The organism is Nostoc sp. NMS2, from assembly GCF_017115105.1.
Lineage (GTDB): Bacteria > Cyanobacteriota > Cyanobacteriia > Cyanobacteriales > Nostocaceae > Nostoc.
In genome coordinates this window covers 83,221-105,968 of sequence record NZ_JABXKH010000059.1, presented here as the reverse complement: position 1 = coordinate 105,968, position 22,748 = coordinate 83,221, and the positions used below count along the sequence as shown (strand labels likewise).

At 41.2% G+C, this 22,748-nt stretch carries 23 protein-coding genes; 15 read left to right on the top strand and 8 right to left on the bottom strand.

All coding sequences use genetic code 11. The features are described 5' to 3' along the window. Window positions 1–296: 296 nt before the first annotated feature. Window positions 297–1,562: a response regulator gene (locus HWQ36_RS11495; RefSeq protein WP_292702171.1), complete on the bottom strand. Its 1,266-nt coding sequence runs from the start codon at window positions 1,560–1,562 to the stop codon at window positions 297–299. A 30-nt stretch (window positions 1,563–1,592) separates the two neighbouring features. Beyond that, a complete protein-coding gene (locus tag HWQ36_RS11490; protein WP_292702169.1) occupies window positions 1,593–3,479 on the bottom strand; it encodes an ATP-binding protein in 1,887 nt (628 codons plus the stop codon). Between the two features lie 444 nt (window positions 3,480–3,923). On the opposite strand from HWQ36_RS11490, the gene petN reads away from it, so the two are divergent. The 8 genes from petN to HWQ36_RS11450 all read left to right on the top strand — a co-directional run bounded on the left by petN (window position 3,924) and on the right by HWQ36_RS11450 (window position 9,403). Next, window positions 3,924–4,013 carry a cytochrome b6-f complex subunit PetN gene (petN, locus tag HWQ36_RS11485; protein WP_017322509.1) on the top strand — a complete coding sequence of 30 codons (90 nt, stop codon included), beginning with the start codon at window positions 3,924–3,926 and terminating at the stop codon, window positions 4,011–4,013. A gap of 7 nt (window positions 4,014–4,020) precedes the next feature. Continuing rightward, window positions 4,021–4,182: a hypothetical protein gene (locus tag HWQ36_RS11480; RefSeq protein WP_292702163.1), complete on the top strand. Its 162-nt coding sequence runs from the start codon at window positions 4,021–4,023 to the stop codon at window positions 4,180–4,182. A 152-nt stretch (window positions 4,183–4,334) separates the two neighbouring features. Next, window positions 4,335–7,439 carry a GAF domain-containing protein gene (locus HWQ36_RS11475; RefSeq protein ID WP_292702161.1) on the top strand — a complete coding sequence of 1,035 codons (3,105 nt, stop codon included), beginning with the start codon at window positions 4,335–4,337 and terminating at the stop codon, window positions 7,437–7,439. A gap of 174 nt (window positions 7,440–7,613) precedes the next feature. After that, the gene (locus HWQ36_RS11470) at window positions 7,614–8,069 is read left to right on the top strand and encodes a DUF29 domain-containing protein (RefSeq protein WP_229497034.1); all 456 of its coding nucleotides are present in this window, start codon (window positions 7,614–7,616) and stop codon (window positions 8,067–8,069) included. Between the two features lie 154 nt (window positions 8,070–8,223). Next, on the top strand, window positions 8,224–8,484 hold the full coding sequence (locus tag HWQ36_RS11465; protein WP_292702157.1) for a hypothetical protein: 261 nt from the start codon (window positions 8,224–8,226) through the stop codon (window positions 8,482–8,484). 10 nt (window positions 8,485–8,494) lie between these two features. Beyond that, window positions 8,495–8,773: a hypothetical protein gene (locus HWQ36_RS11460; protein ID WP_292702154.1), complete on the top strand. Its 279-nt coding sequence runs from the start codon at window positions 8,495–8,497 to the stop codon at window positions 8,771–8,773. Then, complete coding sequence (locus HWQ36_RS11455; RefSeq protein ID WP_292702151.1) at window positions 8,770–9,219, top strand: type II toxin-antitoxin system VapC family toxin; 450 nt, start codon at window positions 8,770–8,772, stop codon at window positions 9,217–9,219. The genes HWQ36_RS11460 and HWQ36_RS11455 overlap by 4 nt, the downstream gene beginning before the upstream one ends. After that, a complete protein-coding gene (locus tag HWQ36_RS11450; RefSeq protein ID WP_292702148.1) occupies window positions 9,200–9,403 on the top strand; it encodes a hypothetical protein in 204 nt (67 codons plus the stop codon). The genes HWQ36_RS11455 and HWQ36_RS11450 overlap by 20 nt, the downstream gene beginning before the upstream one ends. Window positions 9,404–9,415: 12 nt before the next feature. Here the strand turns inward: HWQ36_RS11450 and HWQ36_RS11445 are convergent, their stop codons facing one another. From HWQ36_RS11445 to HWQ36_RS11430, 4 genes are all read right to left on the bottom strand, one after another. Further along, window positions 9,416–11,419 carry a pentapeptide repeat-containing protein gene (locus HWQ36_RS11445; protein WP_292702143.1) on the bottom strand — a complete coding sequence of 668 codons (2,004 nt, stop codon included), beginning with the start codon at window positions 11,417–11,419 and terminating at the stop codon, window positions 9,416–9,418. Window positions 11,420–11,627: 208 nt separating this feature from the next. Continuing rightward, complete coding sequence (locus HWQ36_RS11440; RefSeq protein WP_292702140.1) at window positions 11,628–13,034, bottom strand: NAD(P)(+) transhydrogenase (Re/Si-specific) subunit beta; 1,407 nt, start codon at window positions 13,032–13,034, stop codon at window positions 11,628–11,630. Next, on the bottom strand, window positions 13,031–13,324 hold the full coding sequence (locus HWQ36_RS11435; protein WP_012408294.1) for an NAD(P) transhydrogenase subunit alpha: 294 nt from the start codon (window positions 13,322–13,324) through the stop codon (window positions 13,031–13,033). Before HWQ36_RS11435 ends, HWQ36_RS11440 begins: the two co-directional genes overlap by 4 nt. Window positions 13,325–13,443: 119 nt before the next feature. Continuing rightward, entirely contained in the window at window positions 13,444–14,616 is a 1,173-nt protein-coding gene (locus HWQ36_RS11430; RefSeq protein ID WP_292702137.1) for a Re/Si-specific NAD(P)(+) transhydrogenase subunit alpha, read from the bottom strand. Window positions 14,617–15,377: 761 nt separating this feature from the next. On the opposite strand from HWQ36_RS11430, the gene HWQ36_RS11425 reads away from it, so the two are divergent. The 7 genes from HWQ36_RS11425 (at window position 15,378) to HWQ36_RS11395 (ending at window position 19,498) form a co-directional block, all read left to right on the top strand. After that, entirely contained in the window at window positions 15,378–15,890 is a 513-nt protein-coding gene (locus tag HWQ36_RS11425; protein WP_292702134.1) for a DUF2808 domain-containing protein, read from the top strand. Window positions 15,891–16,024: 134 nt separating this feature from the next. Continuing rightward, a complete protein-coding gene (rpmH, locus tag HWQ36_RS11420) occupies window positions 16,025–16,159 on the top strand; it encodes a 50S ribosomal protein L34 (protein WP_012408291.1) in 135 nt (44 codons plus the stop codon). 25 nt (window positions 16,160–16,184) lie between these two features. Next, window positions 16,185–16,607, top strand: coding sequence for a ribonuclease P protein component (rnpA, locus tag HWQ36_RS11415; protein ID WP_292702130.1), 423 nt, complete (start codon window positions 16,185–16,187; stop codon window positions 16,605–16,607). Continuing rightward, window positions 16,594–16,986 carry a PH domain-containing protein gene (locus HWQ36_RS11410; RefSeq protein WP_292702128.1) on the top strand — a complete coding sequence of 131 codons (393 nt, stop codon included), beginning with the start codon at window positions 16,594–16,596 and terminating at the stop codon, window positions 16,984–16,986. Before rnpA ends, HWQ36_RS11410 begins: the two co-directional genes overlap by 14 nt. 149 nt (window positions 16,987–17,135) lie before the next feature. Then, window positions 17,136–18,287 (top strand): membrane protein insertase YidC, encoded by a 1,152-nt coding sequence (gene yidC, locus HWQ36_RS11405; protein WP_292702125.1) that lies wholly within the window; start codon window positions 17,136–17,138, stop codon window positions 18,285–18,287. Beyond that, window positions 18,284–18,811: a R3H domain-containing nucleic acid-binding protein gene (locus tag HWQ36_RS11400; RefSeq protein WP_292702122.1), complete on the top strand. Its 528-nt coding sequence runs from the start codon at window positions 18,284–18,286 to the stop codon at window positions 18,809–18,811. The genes yidC and HWQ36_RS11400 overlap by 4 nt, the downstream gene beginning before the upstream one ends. Before the next feature lie 165 nt (window positions 18,812–18,976). Beyond that, window positions 18,977–19,498: a DUF177 domain-containing protein gene (locus HWQ36_RS11395; RefSeq protein ID WP_292702119.1), complete on the top strand. Its 522-nt coding sequence runs from the start codon at window positions 18,977–18,979 to the stop codon at window positions 19,496–19,498. Window positions 19,499–19,596: 98 nt separating this feature from the next. Here the strand turns inward: HWQ36_RS11395 and HWQ36_RS11390 are convergent, their stop codons facing one another. Further along, on the bottom strand, window positions 19,597–21,678 hold the full coding sequence (locus tag HWQ36_RS11390) for an NACHT domain-containing protein (protein WP_292702117.1): 2,082 nt from the start codon (window positions 21,676–21,678) through the stop codon (window positions 19,597–19,599). Between the two features lie 9 nt (window positions 21,679–21,687). Further along, on the bottom strand, window positions 21,688–22,140 hold the full coding sequence (locus tag HWQ36_RS11385; RefSeq protein WP_292702114.1) for a hypothetical protein: 453 nt from the start codon (window positions 22,138–22,140) through the stop codon (window positions 21,688–21,690). Window positions 22,141–22,748: the final 608 nt, after the last annotated feature.

Sequence of the window (22,748 nt, the reverse complement as noted above, 5' to 3'; positions counted from 1 at the left end):
GTTTCTGTTTTGGCTGCGGCTCTCCCAAACTCAGACCCTCTGCCATAATCCCTCTGTCAATAGGGTTTGAGACGCGCTAACCCTGAGTATTCAAGAGACTGAAAAGTACAAAAGCAAAACACACAGATAAACCTCCAACTATTCCAGCCTTTAGAGATTCTATGCGTTCTGCCATTAATTGAGGATCTAAAGTTGGGTTCACTCTATATAGAAATTAGGGATTGGCTATTGGGAAAATTTTTCCTGATTTCCAGTATGATAAATCCTAGACTAACTTTGTAATTAATTAAATGCTGCTATTGTATGGGAATTTTGATGATAAACTCGGTTCCTATACCTGGTTGAGAATTTACATCTAATATACCTTTGTGTTTCTCTACAACTATTTCATAAGCGATCGACAAGCCAAGTCCAGTGCCTTTACCAACGTTTTTTGTAGTAAACAACGGCTCAAACAAGTGTTTTTTCAGCCGTTCAGGAATACCAATTCCATTGTCAGCAATCCGAATTACAACCAATTTTTCAGAATCTATTTCTGTGGCAATTTTAATCTGAGCAATTAGATTGCTCATTTTGCCTGCCATTATAGCTTCATCAAGAGCATCAATTGCATTTGCCAGAATGTTCATAAATACTTGATTCATCTGCCCTAAATAGCAATTTACTTCTGGTAATACACCATAACTTTTAATAACTTCAATACCAGGACGCTCGCCATTAGCCTTGAGGCGATGTTGCAAAATCATTAGTGTACTATCTAGTCCTTGGTGCAAATCGGCAGGTATTTTTGCATCACTATCTGAGCGAGAGAAGTTACGGAGTGAATTAGAAAGGTTCTGAATTCGTTCACTTCCTAGCTGAAGTGAGTTCACAATTTTTCCCATATCTTCGAGAACGAAATTCAGATCCAAGTCCTCAATAGCAGTGTTAATTTTAACTGTTGGATTGGGATACTCTTGTTCATACAGTAGGAGTAATTCGGTTACTCCTGCAATATATTCTTTCAAGGGTGGAATGTTGCTGGAAATAAAACTGATGGGGTTGTTGATTTCATGACCAATACCAGCGATTAACTCTCCGAGTGTTGATAGTTTTTCTTGTTGTACCAGTTGGACTTGGGCTTGTTGCAAAGCCTTGGTGCGATCGCTAACTTGTTGTTCCAAAGATTCAGTCAATTGTTTGAGTTCTAAATGTACGCGCACTCTAGCAATGACTTCCTCTTGTGCAAACGGTTTAGGGATATAATCTACCGCGCCAAGAGAAAATCCCTTCGTTTTGCTTTCCGTATCCGCTAAGGCGGTGGTGAAAATAATCGGAATATTTTGGGTGACAGGATTGGCTTTGAGACGACGACAAGTTTCAAATCCATCAATACCGGGCATTTGGACATCCAGCAAAATCAACTCTGGTTGATTGCGTTCAGCCTGAGCGATCGCAGTTTCTCCATCGACTGCAACGCGGAAACGAAAACCCTCGCTAGTAAGTGCTGCACACAGGACAGATAAATTTGTCGGATTATCATCCACAATTAAAATAAATCCGTTATTTGGGGGTTTGATCATGATGAATTGAAAATGGGAATTTAACTGAAATTAATTGATGTATTGTTCAATAAAAGTTTCCAAACGCTTGAGTTGGAAATTACTAGCAAGCTGCATGAGTTGCTGAAAAAAAATGTTTAGCTGTTCATCAGATGCAGAAAGTTGTTCAGCTAGTTCTAAAATATTTTGAATATCGCCATCTTGTGCTAGTTCGAGTAACTCTTGCAAAACCTCTTTACTAGGATGAATCATCTCATTTTGTGAATTCAAACCATCTTTAGATATTTTTTTGAGCGTGTCTGCCTTAACCTCAAAAACCCATTCTAGTTGCAAAAACTGTCGAAGCATTTCCAGTAGATTTTCAGCTTCTATCGGCTTTGGTAAAAAGGCATCTGCACCTACATCAATACTCTTGTGCTGGTCGGCTGCAAACACACTTGCTGACGAAGCAATAATCGGAATCTCTTTAAATGCCCCAGACTGACGCAAACGTTCGATCAACTCAAATCCATCCAATATCGGCATCACCAAATCAGTGATAATCATGTCTGGTTTGTGAGCTATAGACTGTACCCATCCTTCCTGACCATTATTAGCTTCTACAACAGTAAACCCAATCGGCTCTAGTAAATTTACAATTACCGATCGGTTTTCCCATTTATCATCCGCAATTAAAATGGTACGCTTTTGTCCTTGATAACCAATAATAGTTCCCTGCTCAACTACTCTAGAAACCTTTGCCCAGTCTTTAGATTCTGATAATTTTGCCTCAAACCAGAAAGTGCTACCTTTGCCAAATTCACTTTGCACCTGAATTTGACCACCCATCAACAAAACAATTTTTTGGCTGATTGCTAATCCTAAGCCTGTACCTTCAGATTGTCGTTTCTGACTCCCTACTTGCTCAAAGGGCTGGAAGATTTTCTCAGCTTGGTCAGGGGTTATACCAGTGCCAGTATCTACTACCTCAAAGCGAATTTTGTAGTTAGTTTTTCCATTAGCAGTTGATTCTTGATCGATAACCTGAGCTTTGAAAGTGACACTGCCTTGATGAGTAAATTTCATGGCATTACTAAGTAAGTTAATCAGTACTTGCCGCAAGCGTTTTTCATCAGCATGAATACCCGTTGGTAAATTAGGATCGAGTTCAATGTGAAATGCGATGACTTTTTGTTCTGCCCTGATGCGGCAAATTTCAGTCACGCTATCTATAAAGGCAGGCAAGTAGAAATCAACAGGATACAATTCCAACTTCCGGGCTTCGATCTTGGAGAGATCCAGAACATCATTAATTAAGGTTAAAAGATGAGAACCACATTGATAAATAATGCTGAGTCCTTTGCGTCCTTTTTCACTTAAAGATTCTGTGCGTTGGAGAATTTGTGTATAGCCCAGGATGCCGTTAAGAGGTGTGCGTAGTTCATGACTCATATTAGCGAGAAATTCACTCTTGGCTTGGCTGGAGTTTTGAGCGACTTCTTCTGCAAGGCGTAGTTCTTTCTCAATGCGTTTGCGCTCGACAATTTCTGTTGAAAGGACTTGATTAATCGCTTCTAACTGCGCTGGGCTGGGTAGTGTCAGAGCTTGAGGCATGAGATAAAATAACGCAAATGCCGTGTATATAGAAATAATGGCAGTTAAAGCTTTCAGACCACCTGCAATCCAATAGTCTGGATACCAAAGCGTCCAAATATCCATTAAGTGTCCAGTACCACAGGCAATGATAAAAGCACCAAATAACAAAAAAACTCCATTAAAAGGCACGTCTTTGCGCTTGGAAATAAAGTAAATCAGTAGGAAGGGAATAGAATAATATGCCAGAGCGATCGTGGCATCAGAAATAATGTGGAGCCAAACTAATCCAGTTTGCCAGAGATAACAATGTCCGTGGGGAATAAAACCGTTGGAGTGGAAAGGATAGTTGAAAAATGTTGGCATGATACTAGGGGTTGCTAGATTTGGAATATATACCCGTAACCCTAGTATTCCCAAACTTTCAAGTGGGAAAGCGCGATCGCTATTTTTTTACATTCATTTTTATTAATGCTTGAAGTACTAGTACAGAACAAGTAAATAAGCCACTCTTATAAAATGTCTAAAACCCTTACACAATGGTAATTACGAATTACGTACAGCCCTTTGGGCATGAAAACCGCGGAGCGTGCCGGAGGCTCTATTACGAATTACGAATTACGAATTACGAATTACGCCTTGCGGTACTAGTTTACCAAGAAAGGTGATGTGTCCTTTGCGATGCCGAATAGCCCATCGTAGACATCGCCCGCCCAAGTTACAATGTAATTTATAAAAAAAATCTCAGCCTGCCCAATCCCTGTATGATAAATATTAGAAACCTGTTGTAATTATTTGAAAAGCGGGACTATGGAGATTTTGACACTAGGTTGGGTAGCGCTGTTAGTTGTGTTCACTTGGTCAATTGCAATGGTAGTTTGGGGACGTAACGGACTGTAGAGGCATTGTGGAAAGTCCATTTTTGAGTATTTTAACTTTAGTAGCCATAGTGCTGCTCGTAGTAGTCACTGGTGGTATTGGTTATTTAACCGTGGCAGATTGGCGCGATCGCCGTCGCCGAGATGAAGAGAAACGCACCAGCCGCAGCGCCACTCCCAAGCGGCGATAATTTTTTCGTGGTTGAAAAATGTTCTTGTAGGGACACGATAATATCGTGTCCCTACATTGTTTTTTGGCATTCTAAGGAAATAACTGTTACCTTTGCGATCGCAACGGGAATCATGAGATAGAAGATTTTCAATATTTAAAGTCCCACTGGGAATGGAAAACTCCTCTACTATTCAACCCATAGAACCAAATTCAGATGTGACATTCTCCCTGCGTCAGAATGAGCAACAAAAAGCCTTGTCTGGAGTTATTGCCCGCATCCGTGAGTCTCTAGACATCGAAACTATCTTCAAAATTACAGTCACTGAAGTTCGTCAGCTTCTGAAAAGCGATCGGGTTAGTGTGTTTCGTTTTTATCCCGATTTGGGATGGGAAGGAGAATTTATCTATGAAGATGTGGGAGCAGAATGGGGTTCGGTACTAGCAGCTAAACTGCACGACCACTGCTTTGCTGTGGAGTTTGCAGAATTATATCAGCACGGTTGCCTCAAAGTAATGGCTGATATATATGAAGCTAGTGTCAGTGATTGTCACGTCCAGATGCTAGAAAGATTCCAAGTTCGTGCCAATATAGCTGCCGCCTTGATGAAAGGTAAAGATTTATGGGGATTGCTGTGTATTCATCAGTGTAGTAGTCCTCGCCAATGGGAAGCATCAGAAATTGAGTTTGTGCAACTCATTGCTGAACATCTAGGAGTTGCTTTGCAACAAGCAGATTACCTCGAACAAGTAAAACTCCAATCGGCACAGCTAGCACAAGCAATAGCCAGAGAAAAAGCAGCCCAATGGCAGAAAACCATAGCCATCACTATTGAGAAAATTCGTCAGTCTCTAGACTTAAAAAGCATTTTCCACACAACTACCGGAGAACTTAGGCAGCTGCTAAATGCTGACCGCGTGGCTATTTATCGCTTCAATCCCGATTGGAGTGGTGAATTCGTGTTTGAATCAGTGGCAGAGGGTTGGATTTCCCTCATCAATGAACAATTGCATCGGCCGGAATTGAGTGAAAATGTCAGTGAATGTAGCGCCAAAGATTTAGCTAAACCCCCAATTGCTGACACCTACTTACAAGATACCGAAGGTGGTAGCTTTACCAGTTCTGAAGTATACCGGATTTGTAATGATATTTACAATTCCGGCTTTAGCGACTGCTACATTAAAATTTTAGAAATTTATCAGGCAAGAGCTTATGTAATCATTGCCATTTACCACGGTCAGAAACTCTGGGGCTTGCTAGCAGTGTACCAGAACTCTGGAACCCGTGATTGGCAAAAAGATGAGGTTTACTTGCTTACCCAAGTGGGCACGCAATTAGGTGTGGCTTTGCAGCAAGCAGAATTTATTCAACAAATGCAAATCCAAGCAGCAGAGATCAGCAAAGCTGCCCAAAGACAAAGGGCGTTGGCGAACACCGTAGAAAAAATTCGTCAGTCTTTGGAAATTGAAGCCATCTTTAAAACCACTACTCAAGAAGTCCGGCGGCTATTAGAAGTGGAACGAGTTGCAATTTACCGCTTTTATCCTGATTGGAGTGGCGAGTTTGTCGCCGATTCCATTGTTGATGGCTGGATACCAATGGTTAAGCCGCAGCCAGTAACAGAAGGCGTTCTTGTCCAAAAAAAGAAAGCGGGTAAGTATGCACGGAATGAAGCTTTTGTACCAATTTCTCAGGGCGAGAAGTTGTGGGGATTGCTAGTAGCTTATCAAAACTCCCAGCCCCGTTATTGGCAAGATGAGGAAATCAACTTATTGGCGCAAGTCGGCGTTCAATTGGGAGTAGCATTACAGCAAGCCGAGTCATTAAAACAGATGCAGGTGCAGGCGCAAAAACTTGCTAAAGCGGCCGAAAGAGAGAAAGCATTAGCCACAACAGTGGAGAAAATTCGCCAGTCTCTTGATATTCATACCATCTTTGCCACCAGCACAGAAGAAGTCCGGCGGTTATTGGAAGTTGATCGAGTGACAATCTATCGATTCCGGGCTGATTGGAGTGGCGAATTTGTTGCTGAGTCTTTAGCCCAAGGTTGGACACCAGTAAAGAAAATTGTAGCTGCGATGTCTACGACGGGCTACGCCTACGCAAGTAATTACTTGCAAGAAACCCAAGGCGGAGATTTTGCTAATGCTAAAACTCTTGTTATTAAGGATATTTACAGCACTGATTATTCTATTCCTTATATTGCCCTAATTGAGCTAATGCAGGCTAGGGCATACATCATTGTGACGATTTTTCAAGGTGAGAAACTCTGGGGATTATTAGCAGCTTATCAAAATATCAAACCCCGTGATTGGCAAGAAGATGAGGTAGATTTGCTGATGCAGATTGGTACTCAGTTAGGGGTAGGACTTCAGCAAGCGGAATTACTCGAACAAACTCAACGTCAAAAAGAAGAAATTACCCAGACTCTCAAAGAATTACAGGACACTCAGAGCCAGTTGATTCAAAGTGAAAAAATGGCAGGTTTAGGGCAGTTAGTTGCTGGTATAGCACATGAAATTAACAACCCGATTAGTTTTATTTACGGCAACATGACTTATGTTAAGGAACATACCGAAAATTTATTTAAATTACTGCGCCTGTATCAGAAACAGTATCCTAAGGCAACAGGGGAAATTCAAAAGCAAGCAGCAGTACTGGATTTGGATTTTATTAGTGATGACTTGCCCAAAATTCTAATTTCAATGAAGATGGGGGCAGAGCGGATCTCTCAACTAGTTTTGTCGTTACGAATTTTTTCCCGACTTGATGAAGCAGGAATAAAACCCGTTGATCTTCATGAAGGCATCAATAGTACGTTGCTCATTTTACAACATCGACTGCAATCACAGACTAATTCTTTTGCCATTGAGGTAGTTAAACAATATGGTGAATTGCCTCTAGTAGTCTGCTATGCAGCCCAGATGAATCAGGTATTTATGAATATTCTCAACAACGCGATCGATGCACTGGAAAACTCAGAAAAAGCAGGAAAAATAATTGATAATCCTAAAATTTTGATTCGTACAGAAGTCATTGAAGAAAATACTATTCGGATTTGTATCGCTGACAATGGTTGTGGGATTCCAGAGATGATGCGATCGCGCATTTTTGAACCTTTCTTTACTACCAAACAACCTGGACAAGGTACTGGCTTAGGGTTATCTATTAGTTACCAAATTATTGTGGAAAAACACGGCGGTAATATCAAGTGTGTTTCTGAACCGGGTAAAGGCTGTGAGTTCTGGATAGAAATCCCGATAAAACGGACAATTTAGGGGTTAGCGATGCCTGCGGTAGCATTTTCTAGGTAACACTACGCATATCTTTACGCTTTTTTGTCTGATGCGGAGGCGCAAAGAAAAATGCGATATCAGCCGTAAGCTACGCTAACGCACATTCTGAAATAAAAGAAGTAATGTTAAAATTATATATCCATAAAGGAGAAGATTATGAGCAATCAATCTGTTCCTAAAACCAATAGTCTCTATGCACAAGATTATCATTTGTGGTTAGAACACACTGTTGATTTATTAAAAAACAAAAAATTTTTAGAATTAGAGTTAGAAAATTTAATTGAAGAAATTGAAAGTATGGGTAGAAGTGATAAAAATGCTTTAAGGAGTAATCTTAGAGTGCTTTTAATGCACCTTCTCAAATACAAATTTCAACCCCAGAACCGATCTAATAGCTGGTTATATACAATCTATGAACATCGTCAAAGATTACAAGAAGCATTTGTAGATAGTCCTAGCTTAAAATACTATTACACGGAAGTTTTTGACAGTTGTTACCAACACGCTAGAAAAGAAGCATCTATTGAAACAGGGCTTCCTCTGTCTATTTTTCCTAAAGACTATCCTTTTTCTGTTGATGAAACCTTAGATTCTGATTTTTTTCCAAATTAATCATAATCACAGAGTAGAGATTTTGCAGGCAATGCCTTTGGCGGGCTTCTCTACGAGACGCTACGCGAACGCCTACGCACTGTGGAGATTTTTCAGGCGATCGCTTATTATAATTTCACTAGCATTAGTAATATAAGTTGCTCTATAAATTAATATGGAAACTAAAGAAATTCTCCAAGCACTCCCAAACCTGAGCATAAGCGATCGCCTGAAGATAGCTGAGTCAGCCCTGCAATTGGTTCTTCAAGAAAAAAACTCACTTACCAAAGATGAGCAAAAACGCCAATTAACACTAGCGGCAGTGACAGCTATTGCAGATTATGCACCTGGTAGTGAATTAGATATATTCTCTGACTTAGAGGGAGAAAACTTTTGCCATTATCCAGATGAAGGCTTCTACAACTCAGGGAATTAGGAGACAACAAATGACCATACAGTTGCAATTGAAACCAGAAATAGAGGCTCGTCTCATTGCTGAAGCTGCTGCACAAGGTTTATCGGTAGAAGCTTATCTTGCATCTCTGATTGAAAACAGTTTAGCCAGCCATGAAGAAAGTTTTTTTTATCAAGTATCAACTCAGGAAGAATGGGAAGCTATATTAACAGATTTAATAAATAGTCCTGCTTTTTCTTTAGCGCCAGCACTTTCAGATGCAGCGATTAGTCGAGAGAGTATTTACACCAGAGAAGATGAAATGTTATGAGCTATTTGGTGGATACTAATATTTTGCTGCGTTTGGTACAAAAGAATAGCCCAATGCACTTTGATACTCAAAGAGCCATCTTGATGCTCAAGAGGCAAGTGGAATTATTATATATAATTCCACAGAATATCATTGAGTTTTGGGCTGTTGCTACAAGACCAATTAATAGTAATGGTTTAGGTTTATCCACGGCTCAAGCATTAGAAGAAACTGAGAAACTCAAGAAGATATTTATACTACACCTTGATACACCTGCAATTTTTGGTGAGTGGGAATGTCTAATTGTTAAATATCAAGTCATGGGAAAACAGGTGCATGATACACGCTTAGTTGCAGCGATGATAACGCACCAGATTACACATCTCCTTACATTTAATATTGATGACTTTAAACGTTTTTCTGCGATTGTAGTTGTTAATCCGCGCAATGTTACACCGCAGTCTTAATTATATTGTCAAGAGCAATGCCTTCTCTACAAGAGGCTTCGCCAAGGGCTGGCTTCGCCTACGCACAATAGAGATTTTGCAAGCGATCGCTCTTTTTAACCAACCGCAGAGGCGCAGAGAACGCAGAGGAAAAAGAGAGCGATCGCACACTGGAGATTTTGCAGGCGATCGCTCTTTTGGTTAAATGCATCAAAGTCTAATCGTGGATTGTACCATCTGGCATAATTGCACCAGCTAGAGTTGCACGGTATAAATCTGCTCCACTCATATTTGCATCTTTTAAGTTGGCTTTTTCTAACTTTGTATCTTTCAGATTCACTCCACTTAAATCTGCTAAAGAGAAGTTTGCCTCACTGAGGTTAGCATTCTCAAGCTTTGCTGCTCTGAGATTTGCGGAGGTAAAATTTGCTCCTGAGAGGTTCCCAAGAAGGCGTACTGCTGTCAGATTAGCACCTGTTAAGTTAGCACCCGCTAAATTCAAACCAGAAACACCACCGCCATCGGATACCGTAGCACCACTAAGATTTGCTTGACTGAGGTCTACGGCAGTTAGTATAGCTCCATACAACCTTGACTGTATTAGATTTGCTCCACTCAGATTTGTAGCAGTTAAATTTGCATTACTAAGATTTGTTTGACTTAAGTTAGCTCCTTCTAAATTAGCAGCAACCATACTTAAGTTTGTCAAATTGGCTCCACTTAAGTGGACTTTATTCATATTTGCATAACTGAACTTTGCATTTTTTAAATTAGCCTTAGTGAGTTTTGCATCACTCAAGTTAGCGTTACTTAAGTTAGCTCCTTCTAAATTCGCTTCACTTAAGTCTGCTCCTTGTAAATCTGCTTCAGATAAATTCACATCACTTAAGTTTACACCTGCCAAGTTAGCATTATTTAGCGATGAGCCAGGAGCAATTAAATAAGCCCCACTTGCAGCAGCATCAAATTCTGTGGGGAAGATAGTTGTTGAGTCGTAAAAGCTATAATTTAGATTTGTTCCTTGAAGCTTTGCTCCTTCTAAGTTCGCTTCTAGTAAATTGACTTGACTCATATTAGCATTACTTAGGTCTGCTCTCATGAGCTTCGCTTGTCTCATATTTGCTCCACTTAAATTTACCCCTTGCAGATTAGCCATACTGAGATTGACTCCTCCATAGAGTTGAGAACTACTGAGATTAGCTTCGCTTAAGTTCGCTTCCCGTAAATATGCTCCATTTAAATCAGCTTTACTAAGATTAGTTTTTATAAGTGTTGCTTTCTCTAAATTTGCTGACTTAAGTTGTGTTTTGTGAAGGTATGCTTCATTTAATTTAGCTTCAGTCAAATTGGCATGAGATAAGTTAGCTTCACTGATATCTGCTCCTTGGAAGTTTGCACGAATTATGTTAGCAGAACTAAGATCGACATGAGTTAGGATTGCAAAACTTAAATCAGCTTCACTCAAATTGGCCTGAGAAAAGTTGCCTTTGCTGCTATTTGCTCCTCGAAGATTTGCACCACTCAAATTGACTTTACTCCACTTGACATTAGTTAGATTAGCATTTGTCAAATTTGCTTGACTTAGGTTAACCCCATCTGCTAAACCTGTTCCACTCAAATTGACTCCAGCCAGATTAATTCCGTTAAAATCACGTTTTCCTAATTTATACAGCCGCCAAAATTCTTCTGCATCAATAGGGAAGTTATGGCTGTCTTCCTGTGCTGCATAAATTATGTTAACTAGCCACATTGTCCTCTCAATCTTAAATTCTAAATCCCTAAAAACAGCGCTATTTTCTATCTCTTCCTTGGCTACATCAATTTCCTCCTTTTGCTTACTTTCATAATTAATAACTGGTTTTACCAAATCTGCTTGACTTTCTTGCTGCTCAACCATTTCAAAAACATGATTCACTACTTCAGGATAATCTAAATTCGCTTCCTCAATTGATACCTCACTATTATCTAAATTTTCACTAATATTAGACAGATGATTGAGGGGCTGTTGTACTTTTGCGACTTGTGTAATTAAAGATGCGATATCTTGTTGTATGATTTCAATCTGCTCTAATTCAGTCCTATTGTTAAATTCTTGTTTAAATTCATCAAAATACTGTTTTAGCCAAGCAATATTTTTTCGTCGGAGATCCTGTTCCAGTTCTAACTGTGAAATCCGCAATGCCAAAGATTCTAAAGTTACTTCTGAGTTAGAGCTATTCATAAATTTATCGCTAACTATATTGTGCCTATATTTATAAATTTCCCAAATTCGAGCTTAGATTAACAGCCAACACTCACAGTTCTTAAAGTCTTCTTTGCATGAGGTAATTCCCCAACAAAAAAACTTGCCCTGGGAATATCACACCCCCAAGGCAAATAAACTCTCTAATTCTTTCTTTACTTCGCGCCCTCCGTTCCTTCTCGGTTCGTTAAAGTTGCTTCACTTCCGAAACCAACTTCGCCACCATATCCTTAGCGCTACCAAAAAGCATCGTAGTTTTATCCTTGTAGAACAACTCATTATCTACACCGGCAAAACCCGTACTCATCCCGCGCTTAATTACAATCGTCTGCTTCGCCCGATCTACTTCCAAAATCGGCATCCCATAAATCGGGCTATTTTTATCACTCCGCGCCGCCGGATTTACCACATCATTTGCCCCAATTATTAAAGCCACATCTGCTTGCTCAAACTGGGGATTAATATCATCCATGTCGTACAACTGGGTATAAGGCACATTTGCCTCTGCAAGTAACACATTCATGTGCCCCGGCATTCTCCCAGCAACGGGGTGAATGGCATACTTGACATCAACGCCCATTTTTTCTAACTGATCTGACAATTCCCGCACACTGTGTTGTGCTTGGGCAACTGCCATACCATAACCAGGCACAATCACCACAGAACGGGCATAACCCAACATCATCGCCCCTTCTTCAGGATCGATACTGCGGACGGTTTGATCGGTTGCACCACCACTAGCAGCAGCACCACCAGAACTAGAACCTGTACCAAAAGCGCTGAACAGCACACTAAATAGGGAGCGGTTCATTGCCTTACACATAATTTCGGTGAGGATTAACCCGGAGGCTCCTACCAAAGCACCAGCGATGATTAACATATTGTTCATCACCACGAAACCAGCTGCCGCCGCCGCCACACCTGACAATGAGTTCAACAGCGAGATTACCACCGGCATATCGCCGCCACCAATGGGGATGACGAACATCACACCCAGCACTAATGAAACGCCAACCACTCCCAAGAATATGGGTAAGCTATCTGGTGTGATGATTAAATAGGCACTACCTACCAAATAAGCACCCAGAAGCAAGAGGTTAAATGGTTGCTGGAATGGAAATGTAATCGGGGAACCGCTAATTAAACCTTGCAATTTGGCAAAGGCGAGAAAACTACCTGTAAAGGTAACACCACCAATTAACACGTCCAATAACATAGAAATGTTCACATCTAGCGGTATCGCCTGCGAACTATCTAATAACCGCCAGAATTCGGCAACGGCGACTAATGCCGAAGCTGCACCGCCCAAGCCGTTGAGTAAACCCACCATTTGGGGCATTTCGGTCATTTGGACTTTGTAGGCAACGATCGCACCAATCAACGATCCTATAGCCAAGCCCAACAATATCATCTCGTAGTTCAACACATGCTGATCGAGCATTGTCGCTGCGATCGCCAGTAGCATCCCCACAGCCGCTACAATATTACCGTTTCTCGCAGTAGCAGGTGATCCCAGCTTTTTCAAGCCCAGAATGAATAACGATGCAGCGACTAAGTACGTCAGCTGAATGCCAGTTGGTAAAAAGTCGCTCACGCCTTAATCTCCTTCTTCTTGAACATTTGCAACATTCTGTCTGTCACTAAAAAACCACCCACAACGTTGATTGTTGCTAATACTACAGCAATCAAACCGAGAATTACGGATACACTTGTATCTCTCGCACCAGCAGCAACTATTGCTCCAAGTACCGCAATGCCAGAAATCGCGTTTGAGCCTGACATTAAGGGTGTGTGTAGAGTCGGTGGGATTTTGTTGATGACTTCAAAGCCGATAAAAGATGCCAACACAAATACAAACAAAGCAGCAAGTAATGCCTCTGTCATGAAATCAAAACTCCTTGTATAAATTGGCATTAGGCGATTCAATTTTGGATTTTGGATTGACAATTTTGGATTGAATTCCAATCTAAAATCCAAAATCTAAAATCTAAAATTCCTAGTCCCTAATTAACCGCCGGTTGTTGAGTATTCAAAGCTTGTAGCGCATCGCGCACTCGTTGATTGCGAATTTCACCAGCGTGGGTAACGCAAGCCGCATCAACGATGTCGTCGCTAAAGTCTACCTGTAAAGCTTTGTCTTTAATTAGCAGTTGCATCAATGACGTAACGTTCTTGGCATACAATTGGCTGGCGTGAATTGGCATTGATGATGGGAGATTGATGGGGCCGATAATTGTCACACCGTTCCACACAATATCTTTACCTGGTTCAGTACAGGCGCAGTTACCACCCTGTTCAGCAGCTAAATCCACAATTACTGAACCTGGTTTCATTTGTGCCACCATTTCTTCTGTAACGAGCCGTGGTGCTTGTCTTCCAGGTACTTGAGCGGTGGTAATCACCACATCAGAATTTTTGATGTGTTCGGCGACAACTTCTTGGGTTCGTTGTTTGCTAGCCTCAGAAATTTCTTTGGCGTAACCGCCAGCAGCGACGGTTTCTTCTTCTAATTTGACTTCAACGAATTTTGCCCCTAAGCTTTGCACTTCTTCTTTAACGGCGGGACGGATATCAAAGGCTTCTACCACTGCTCCCAAACGTCTAGCTGTGGCGATCGCTTGCAAACCGGCGACACCAGCACCCATAATAAATACTTTCGCTGGAGCGATCGTCCCGGCGGCTGTGGTTAACATTGGGAAATATTTCGGTAATGCGGCTGCCGCAATTAATACTGCCTTGTAACCTGCTAATGAAGCTTGCGAGGACAAAGCATCCATACTTTGCGCCCTGGTGGTACGGGGAATCATCTCCATACTCAAGGCTGTGACTTTCCGATTTGCTAGTTGCTGTGCCACAACAGGATTTCCTAAAGGATTGAGGAAACTGACTAATACAGCCCCTTCCTTCAACAAATCAACTTCTGAACGTCCATCTTCTCGTTCTTGTGGTGGGCTGACTTTCAGCAGAATATCTGTTTCGCCCCATAATTTGGCAGTATCGCTGATTATCGTGGCTCCTGCGGCTTCATAGTCAGGATCGCTGAAAAAAGATCGCTCTCCTGCACCTGTTTCTACCCAAACTTCCAAACCTTGTTTTACCAATCGAGCAACGGTGTCAGGAATTAATGCCACACGACGTTCACAAACTTCAATTTCTTTAGCAACTGCTATTCTCATGAAATCTCCTGAAGATAAATACCTAATCTCTGCCAAGTAAGCGATTGTCTAGATAAGGGATATCCCGCATTCATAGTACTTAGGCAGGAACATCAACCATGACTTTTACTTGTAGATTGAACCTTGAAACTTTCCTCTCCCACTCTTAGCTATCCAGGCAAAGCCTGACTTTGCCGCTCGCAGATGTCATATTTTTAGATAGTTGCAAACAGGGTTATGTATTGCACATCCTAAATTGATTCCCAAATTTTGCATCTTTATCTTCAACTTATTTTCGGGATTGAGAAATTTTGGTATTCCTTTCTTATAGAGTAATATTGACCGAATTTTGAAAGCTTGATAAATTCCCAATCAAATTTTAATGATTACGACTTCGATTCCAACTTATTTTAATCAATTTAGCCCAAGTTAACTGGCGATCGCTGATGCCACACCTCAATTTTTATAACAAAATTCTCAAATTTAGATACACTTATACATATTTAGAAACACAATCCAATCCCAACTGTGTTTCTATTGAGTTCAAAATTTGACCAATTTAGCCATCAAATCAGCACTCTATAAGGGTAATGAATTAAATTAATTCTATGTAATATCTATAACTAAGCAATTTTACTGCCGTCCAAACATCAGGGAGGATGGCACTTTTTGTTGTTACTGAACGTCAATTGTCAGGAAGTGAGTAGTAAACTTTAGTAACGAATACTAACACACGGTTATTTTAGATAACAGATTTATTTTTTGGTAGAGGAAGCTCAATTATGCGACGTTTACTTTCCGCTTTAGCCGTGACTAGCTGTCTAGTGACTGGATTTCCAGCCCTAACTTGGGCACAAAGTTTACCTGGATTTACGCTGTTTAGCGGCGTAAAAGCCGAAAATCAGCTGCCTTTTAGATTAGATTTTGGTGGGCAAGCTAATGGTTGGGATCGATACATATTAAGGATTCCAGCCCAAAAAATGAAATTAGCAGTTGGTCAATTTGCCATTACTTACCCTGATTATTACAAAGGAACTTTTGACCAGAAAAAAATTGAAGTCCGAGTCAAAGGCAAAGCGGTTCCGCTTTCTGAGGTGAAGTGGGACAAAGAAGGTAAGCTGATTAATATTTTTCCCCAAGAGCCAGTACCAGCAGGTAGTGCAGTTGAGGTAGTCTTATCTAACGTGAAAAACCCAGCCTTCGGTGGAGTTTTCTATTTTCGCTGTCAAGTACTTTCCCCTGGTGATGTGCCACTACTGCGTTACCTGGGAACATGGATTTTGAGCTTCAATTAAGAGTGGGAAGTGGAGAGCAAAGGGAGATGAGGGAGATCAGGGAGAAGAACCAATGCCCAATTCCCAATTCACTAAAAAAGTGATACAATCAGAGATTGTGAGTTTTTATAAAAATCACCTAAGAGGAGAACAGTATGAAAAGAACACTAGGCGGTACTAGCCGTAAGAGAAAAAGAACCTCTGGTTTTCGCGCCAGAATGCGGACACCAGATGGTAGAAACGTAATTAGAGCTAGGAGAAAAAAGGGCCGTCACCGTTTGAGCGTTTAGGGCATATTTAGCTAAAAGAGCATCTGTGGCTTTGCCTAAAGCAAATCGACTAAAATCGCGCAAAGATTTTCAGGCAGTTTTCCGGGAAGGAATTCGGCGCAATGGCTCTCATTTAACATTGAGAGCTTTAAAGCCTTTGTGTTCAAGAAAACCTTCTTTGGACACTGCCACTCAAACTACACAACCAAGTGACCCTGTGCATCTTGCCAGCATCCGCATTGGCATTTCCATAAGCACAAAAGTCAGCAAAAGGGCAGTGGTTCGCAACCGAATCAAACGCCAAATTACTTCTGCTTTATATAATCTGCTGCCAAAATTATCACCAGGATGGCGATTAGTGTTCATTGTCAAACCCACAGCAGCAGAATCTAAGTGCGTAAGCCCACAATTTCTGCAAGAATTAGAGCAGTTGTTGGCACAAGCTGAGGTGTTCGATGGGAATTCGTGAAGATGTTTATTATGAAGGTGGCCCCCATATTGGGGATTTAATTGTCAACCTGATAATTGGGCTAACCATTGTTGGGATACCCTTAACAGTCGGGGCAATTGTCAGAGCATTGTGGCTGCGTTTCCGCATCACCGACCGCCGAGTTACCGTAATCGGAGGTTGGCAGGGGCGCGATCGCACTGACATAATTTACTCAGAAATAGTCAAAGTTGTCACAATCCCCCGTGGCATTGGCTTGTGGGGAGATATGGTACTAACCCTAAAAAACGGCAGTCGTCTCGAATTGCGTGCAATTCCCAAATTTCGGGAAGTCTATGACTACATTAATGAAAGAATTGCTGCGAAAAACCCCGAATATACCGTGGCTGCTAACAAGTGATGAGCAGGGGAAGCAGGGGAAGCAATGCCCAATTCCCAATTCCCATTTGAATGTGCGGCTATCCGTAGCGAAGGGTAGTCGCACATAATTTATGATTTAGATAAATTAGATTCAGTCAGTTTACAGTACCTCAGGTTGAATTCAGAATAATGGATTTTGGTATCGGCTTTCTCTCGAACAACGTGATGCTGCCAATCATAGATTTTTTCTATGGTATAGTGCCTAGCTACGGATTGGCGATCGTTGCTTTGACATTGATAGTCCGCTTCGCGCTCTATCCCCTGAGTGCTGGCTCAATTCGCAACATGCGGAAGATGCGAATTGTACAACCTCTGATGCAGAAGCGGATGGCAGAAATTAAAGAGCGCTATAAGGATGAACCGCAAAAGCAGCAAGAGGAAATGGTCAATGTCCAAAAAGAATTTGGCAACCCCTTGGCAGGCTGTTTTCCGTTACTAGTACAAATGCCGGTCTTATTAGCGCTGTTTGCTACTTTGCGGGGTTCGCCTTTTGCAAGTGCAAACTACAGCGTTAACCTGCAAATCCTTCCCGCAGAACAAATCGAGCAAATTCAACCCCAAGCCTTTGCTACTGCTCCCCAAAATATTTATGTTGCGGATGGGGAACACGTTAAAGTAGCTGCAATCCTTCCCAGTGGTAACAAACTAGCTGTGGGAGAACAAACTAAGATCCAATATCAGACTGTTGAAGGCAAACCATTTCAGGTACTCTTAGCAGAACACCCAGAAAATAAGCTAATTCCTGATTGGAAAGTCACCAAAGGCGAAGATCGGATAAAAATTGATGCTGATGGCAATGTAGAAGCCTTGCAACCAGGAGAAGTTAGCATTCAAGGAACAATTCCTGGACTAGCAGCAGAAAAAGGCTTTCTATTCATTGATGCTTTAGGCAGAGTTGGCGCACAAGATCCAGATGGCACAATCCACTGGGATATTGTCGCCATGATTGTCTTCTTTGGAATCAGCCTTTATGTTAGCCAAATGCTTTCTGGGCAAAATTCCAGTGGTGGCAATCCGCAGCAAGATACAGTTAACAAAATCACTCCAGTCATATTTTCTGGGATGTTTTTGTTCTTCCCCCTACCAGCTGGGGTGCTGATGTATATGGTGATTGGTAACATTTTCCAAACTGCACAAACTTATCTTCTCTCCCGCGAACCTCTACCAGAAGAACTGCAAAAAATTGTAGAAACCCAAGAGAAAGAAACAACAGTCATCGAACAAAAAGCATTGCCTTTTGAACCGAAAAGTTCTAAGAAAAAGGCTACAGGGGGATCATGAGCAACATTTCGATGCAGCGAGGTCAGCAGTGGTTAAAAACCCTGCTGGAACTCACTGGAGTACCTGCTGAGATTCAGGGTCATTTAGAAACTACCCAATCTCAAGACAGCGATTCCCCAGAACCAGATAATTACTGGTTGACAATCGATCAAACTAATTTGACGACAGAACAAATCCAGGTATTAATTGGTACTGATGGTTCTGTGCTAGACGCAGTTCAGTATCTAGCAAATTCGGTTTTAAACCTGAGCCAACCCCCAGAGGAACAAGCCTCTTACACCATTGAATTGAATGGCTACCGGGTCAAAAGAGAAGCCGAAATTCGCACATTAGCAGAAGCCGCAGCCGATGAAGTGCGCTTTTCTGGTAGAGAAGTGGAAATCAAATCCCTCAGTTCTGCTGAAAGGCGACAAATCCATACCTTCTTGAAGGAATTTGGAGATTTGGAAACCTTTAGTCGTGGTAAAGAGCCGCATCGTCATCTGGTTGTGCGGCCAGCTTCGTTGGAAGAAGTTAGTGGTTAGGAGAGACGCGATTAATCGCGTCTGTACAAGAGTTAGGAGTTAATGAAGCTCATCACTAGATAATTTCAAAATTTATCTTGTTCCTAAAAGCTAAAATAAAGATGTAGTATCAGTATTATTGCTGATAATGACCATTAATTTTCGTGAGGATGTCTCACAAATCCTATGGACGCAATTTATATTCCGCAGCTAACCAAAGCCCCGGAGCGGACAGAGGAAGTTCAAATTGAGGAATTTCTGCCTGGTCTGGAAACGTTAACACCAGTTCGCGGTCATGTGCGCGTGGAGCATCATGGCAGTTATCTGGAAGTATCCGCTCAGGCAGAAACAATTATTACTTGTACCTGCAATCGCTGCTTGCAGCAATACAATCGCCGCTTAGGGCTTGATACCAAAGAAATCATCTGGTTAGACGAAACTGCAAATCAAGTAAATGACTTGCCCCTAGAGCGGGAAGTGATTATGGAAGAGTTGCTTGAAACTCTGCCACCCGATGGTTATTTTCATCCCAACGAATGGTTGTATGAGCAGATGTGCTTGGCAGTACCTCAGCGCCAATTGTGCGATCGCAATTGTCCAGGTATTCCTGTAAGTAGTACCATAGATAATTCTGATGATATTCCTGAAACTCCAGTTGATAACCGTTGGGCTTCTCTGGAAGCACTGAAAAAGCAACTTCCGGGATAGCAATTTGGTAATTCGTCAGACTTAAGTCTGCGGCTGCACGAACTAAGCCTGTCTACACAGGCTTATTGTTTTATATAGCAATCATACTTAGTTTAATCTCAGATAAGTGGTTTAATTAATCGTCTCCCACATTTGGTACACAAGTTGAAAGTAGCTGGATTACTGCAACTACAATTGGTACATCCTATATTATTTTCAACTGGAGTTTGAGATGGAATGTTTCTATTAGTAGACTGATTAATTGGTTGTGAAGTTGGTTCAATAAATGCTGGCTCCATTTGGGCAAAATGCTCCAGCAGCATTCGATGGATAAAAATGTAACTACCTCCAACTTTTTGCACAAAGATGTGTTCAGTAGCATAATCAAGAAAGTGGACATAATTTCGAGGTATGCAATTTTTGGTGTAAAGAATCAGGCGTAAGGTGAAATGTTGTAGGAAGGCTTGACCACCCCCAAACACAAGCCCAAATACCAGCCCAAATACTAAACCCAATTGCAGCCATCCTGATTTTGCGAAGATTTGTCCACCAATTAATCCGCCAATCAATCCGAGGAATCCACCAATCAATCCTATTATTCCGGCATTCCTAGCTGAGTTCCAAATCCCTTGGTTAGGAATTGTTCTTATCTCTATCTCTGGGCCTCTCAGTCCACCTAACAACCCTAAAATCAGTCCACCAATTAGCCCATATACTAACCCTAATCGCAGCCCAGTTTGGAGATCAAATGGAGCGGTAACTAGCTTAAAACCCAGCCCTACAATCAGCCCCAAAGGTAATCCCCGTAGTAGTCCATCCTTCAGAAACTTTCTGGCTTCTTGCCAAGACCATCTCAAAGTTTCAACTGGTTTTATTTCTGTAGTACTCAAACATACAGTTATTACACCAGTAATTACACCAAGATACACTCCGTTTATTGATTTACTTATTAAATGGCCGATTAACCCACTAATTATTACTAGAAATAGGTAATTTCCAAATGTATAAAGTGTTTTTTGGAATCTATTTGACAACCAGGTAGGCTGTATTCTTTCAATAAGAAAGACCGTTTGAGACTTTTGAAACATCTGCTGTGCTAGCCAAATTAGCCAGCGTATTGCTTGCACTTTTGAGTATCTTGGTTCATATTTACGACGCTTAAACATCCGTTCAATATAAGCATCAAACAGGTGCTTTCGGCGTTCTTCTTTAGAACCTGTATTAGGTAAATCTTCAAGTTTATTACCTTTATAAGCGAAAGTCATGACGCTTAAAGTCAGGGGAGACTTGGCTAACTCTTGCAACGTAGTGTCTTCTTGAAGCAATGTTTTTACTGCTTCAAGTTGTTCACCAGCCCTATCTAAATATTGTTTAACTTGCTGAAATGTCAGAGATTGGATGCAGATAGCACCTTGCAATTGTAAACGAGTGGAGAGAGCTTCATAATCTCGGATACGGCTTGTCACCACAATCTCAATCAGCCCATGTTCTTGCATGAATTTGTTGATGGCTTGAATGCAGGTTTCCCGACGCTCAATTTTCACCTCATCTAAGCCATCTAGCAGCAGTAATAGTTGTTGATCTTCAATCCAGACTTTACCAAGCGCTTTAGAAATTTGATATGTACTATTCAATTCCTCAATCAACCAATCAGCAATTGTTTGCTGTTTATTTCCCCAAGAAGATAAGTTCAGCACTACTGGAATAGGTTGGCTCAAATCTTTTTCGGTACGAGCAATTAATTCTTGTGCCAGCTTCAGGAGAGTGATCGTTTTACCCGCGCCGGGTTCTCCTAAAATCAATAAGGTTCGTCCTTTTCCCATCTGATTGAAGACATCAGAAACACTTTTCCCTTCAGGTAAAGTTTGCCCAGACTCATTAGGAATTTCTTGGACAATGTTAGATGGGCGCTTTACTGCGTCTAATCGTTCTTCCAGTCCCAGATCAATTAGACTTTTGGTATACAAAGATTTTTCTAGTACGCCTTTAATCCAATACTGTTTGACTTTATTAAGTAAAACTTCTCGGAAACGGTACTCCTCTTTCCCTGAAGGAGGTTTTACCTGCCTGTGACCTATTAGTTTAGCTAGGCTGAAGCTTTCATTCACAGTTAGGTACTGAATTTGGTGCAAGTCTCGTCCAGCCTGTCCAATTTGAGCTTCCCGAATCAAAGCACCATCAATATTAAGATTTTGATTCATAACCTTTTTTTATGTAAAAAACAAAATACTTTTAGCTGCAACTCCTAACCAAGGAGCTAATTGTTTAGCAATTGGCTCTAATTTTTGCCAAATCCCTTGCCCTGCATTAAACGTTTCGTTCGCTTCTTTGAGGACTTTACTAGCTTTTTGCAAACTTGTTGCCGCAGTGTCTTTGTCTGGTTCTTTTTCATTAACTGCGTCGGTTGCATAATCCAGATGTTTCAGTGCTTGTTTCTTTTGGTCTTCTGGTAAATCTGAATTACGAAATATGGATTCAATTTGTGCCATTAATTCCGCAACCTCAGTTAAGGTCAATTCTTTCTCAGCCCCACCCTGAGTATTTTGCTGATTTTGGGTTATGTCGCCAGCAGCTTGTCCAACTTGAACACCTGAAAATTGACCACCACCAATGTTGAGGGACATTCCTCCAGGGTTTTTGGGCTGTGAGTTATTTTCTGCCATTTTATTTGCTTAGGAAAGACATAATTTAATTTAAGCTCTACTTCAGATTGAGTAGACAACTTTCCCGAATATTAAAAAATTTTACGTATATAGCAGATTGCGAGTTGGTGAGGTAAAAAAATACTCCACCCTAACCCTCCCCGTATGTAAAGGGGAGGGAACTAGATTTCTTTTTCCCCCCTTTCTAAGGGGGGATTAAGGGGGGTAATTCACCGTAGCCCCAAGCAAGAGAAGGGTGTACTTCATTTACTTGCAAAGTGCTGTATAGTAAGCCAATTACTACATTTACTGATGTTAAGAAGGCAGAAGGGAATCCAGGTTCAAAAACGTGGAATTGATCTTGGACGCTTTGTATCTCGCGCTACGCATCTCGATACAATTCTTCTTTTTTAACTGGGCTTCATACTTAGAACTCAAGTTTTTATTCATACTTATTTCCTTCTGCCCTCTGCCTTTCTTTGTAAGTAAATTCCGCTTATTCCCAGTTTTCACCTGTGGATGCAAGCTTTGCGGCTTTGCTTCAACTTTTATTTAAGCAGAGCTTCTTCAAGTTTCATTGCTTGGTATAGCCACGTAACGAGAGATATATTCGTTTTTAGTTGTGAGAC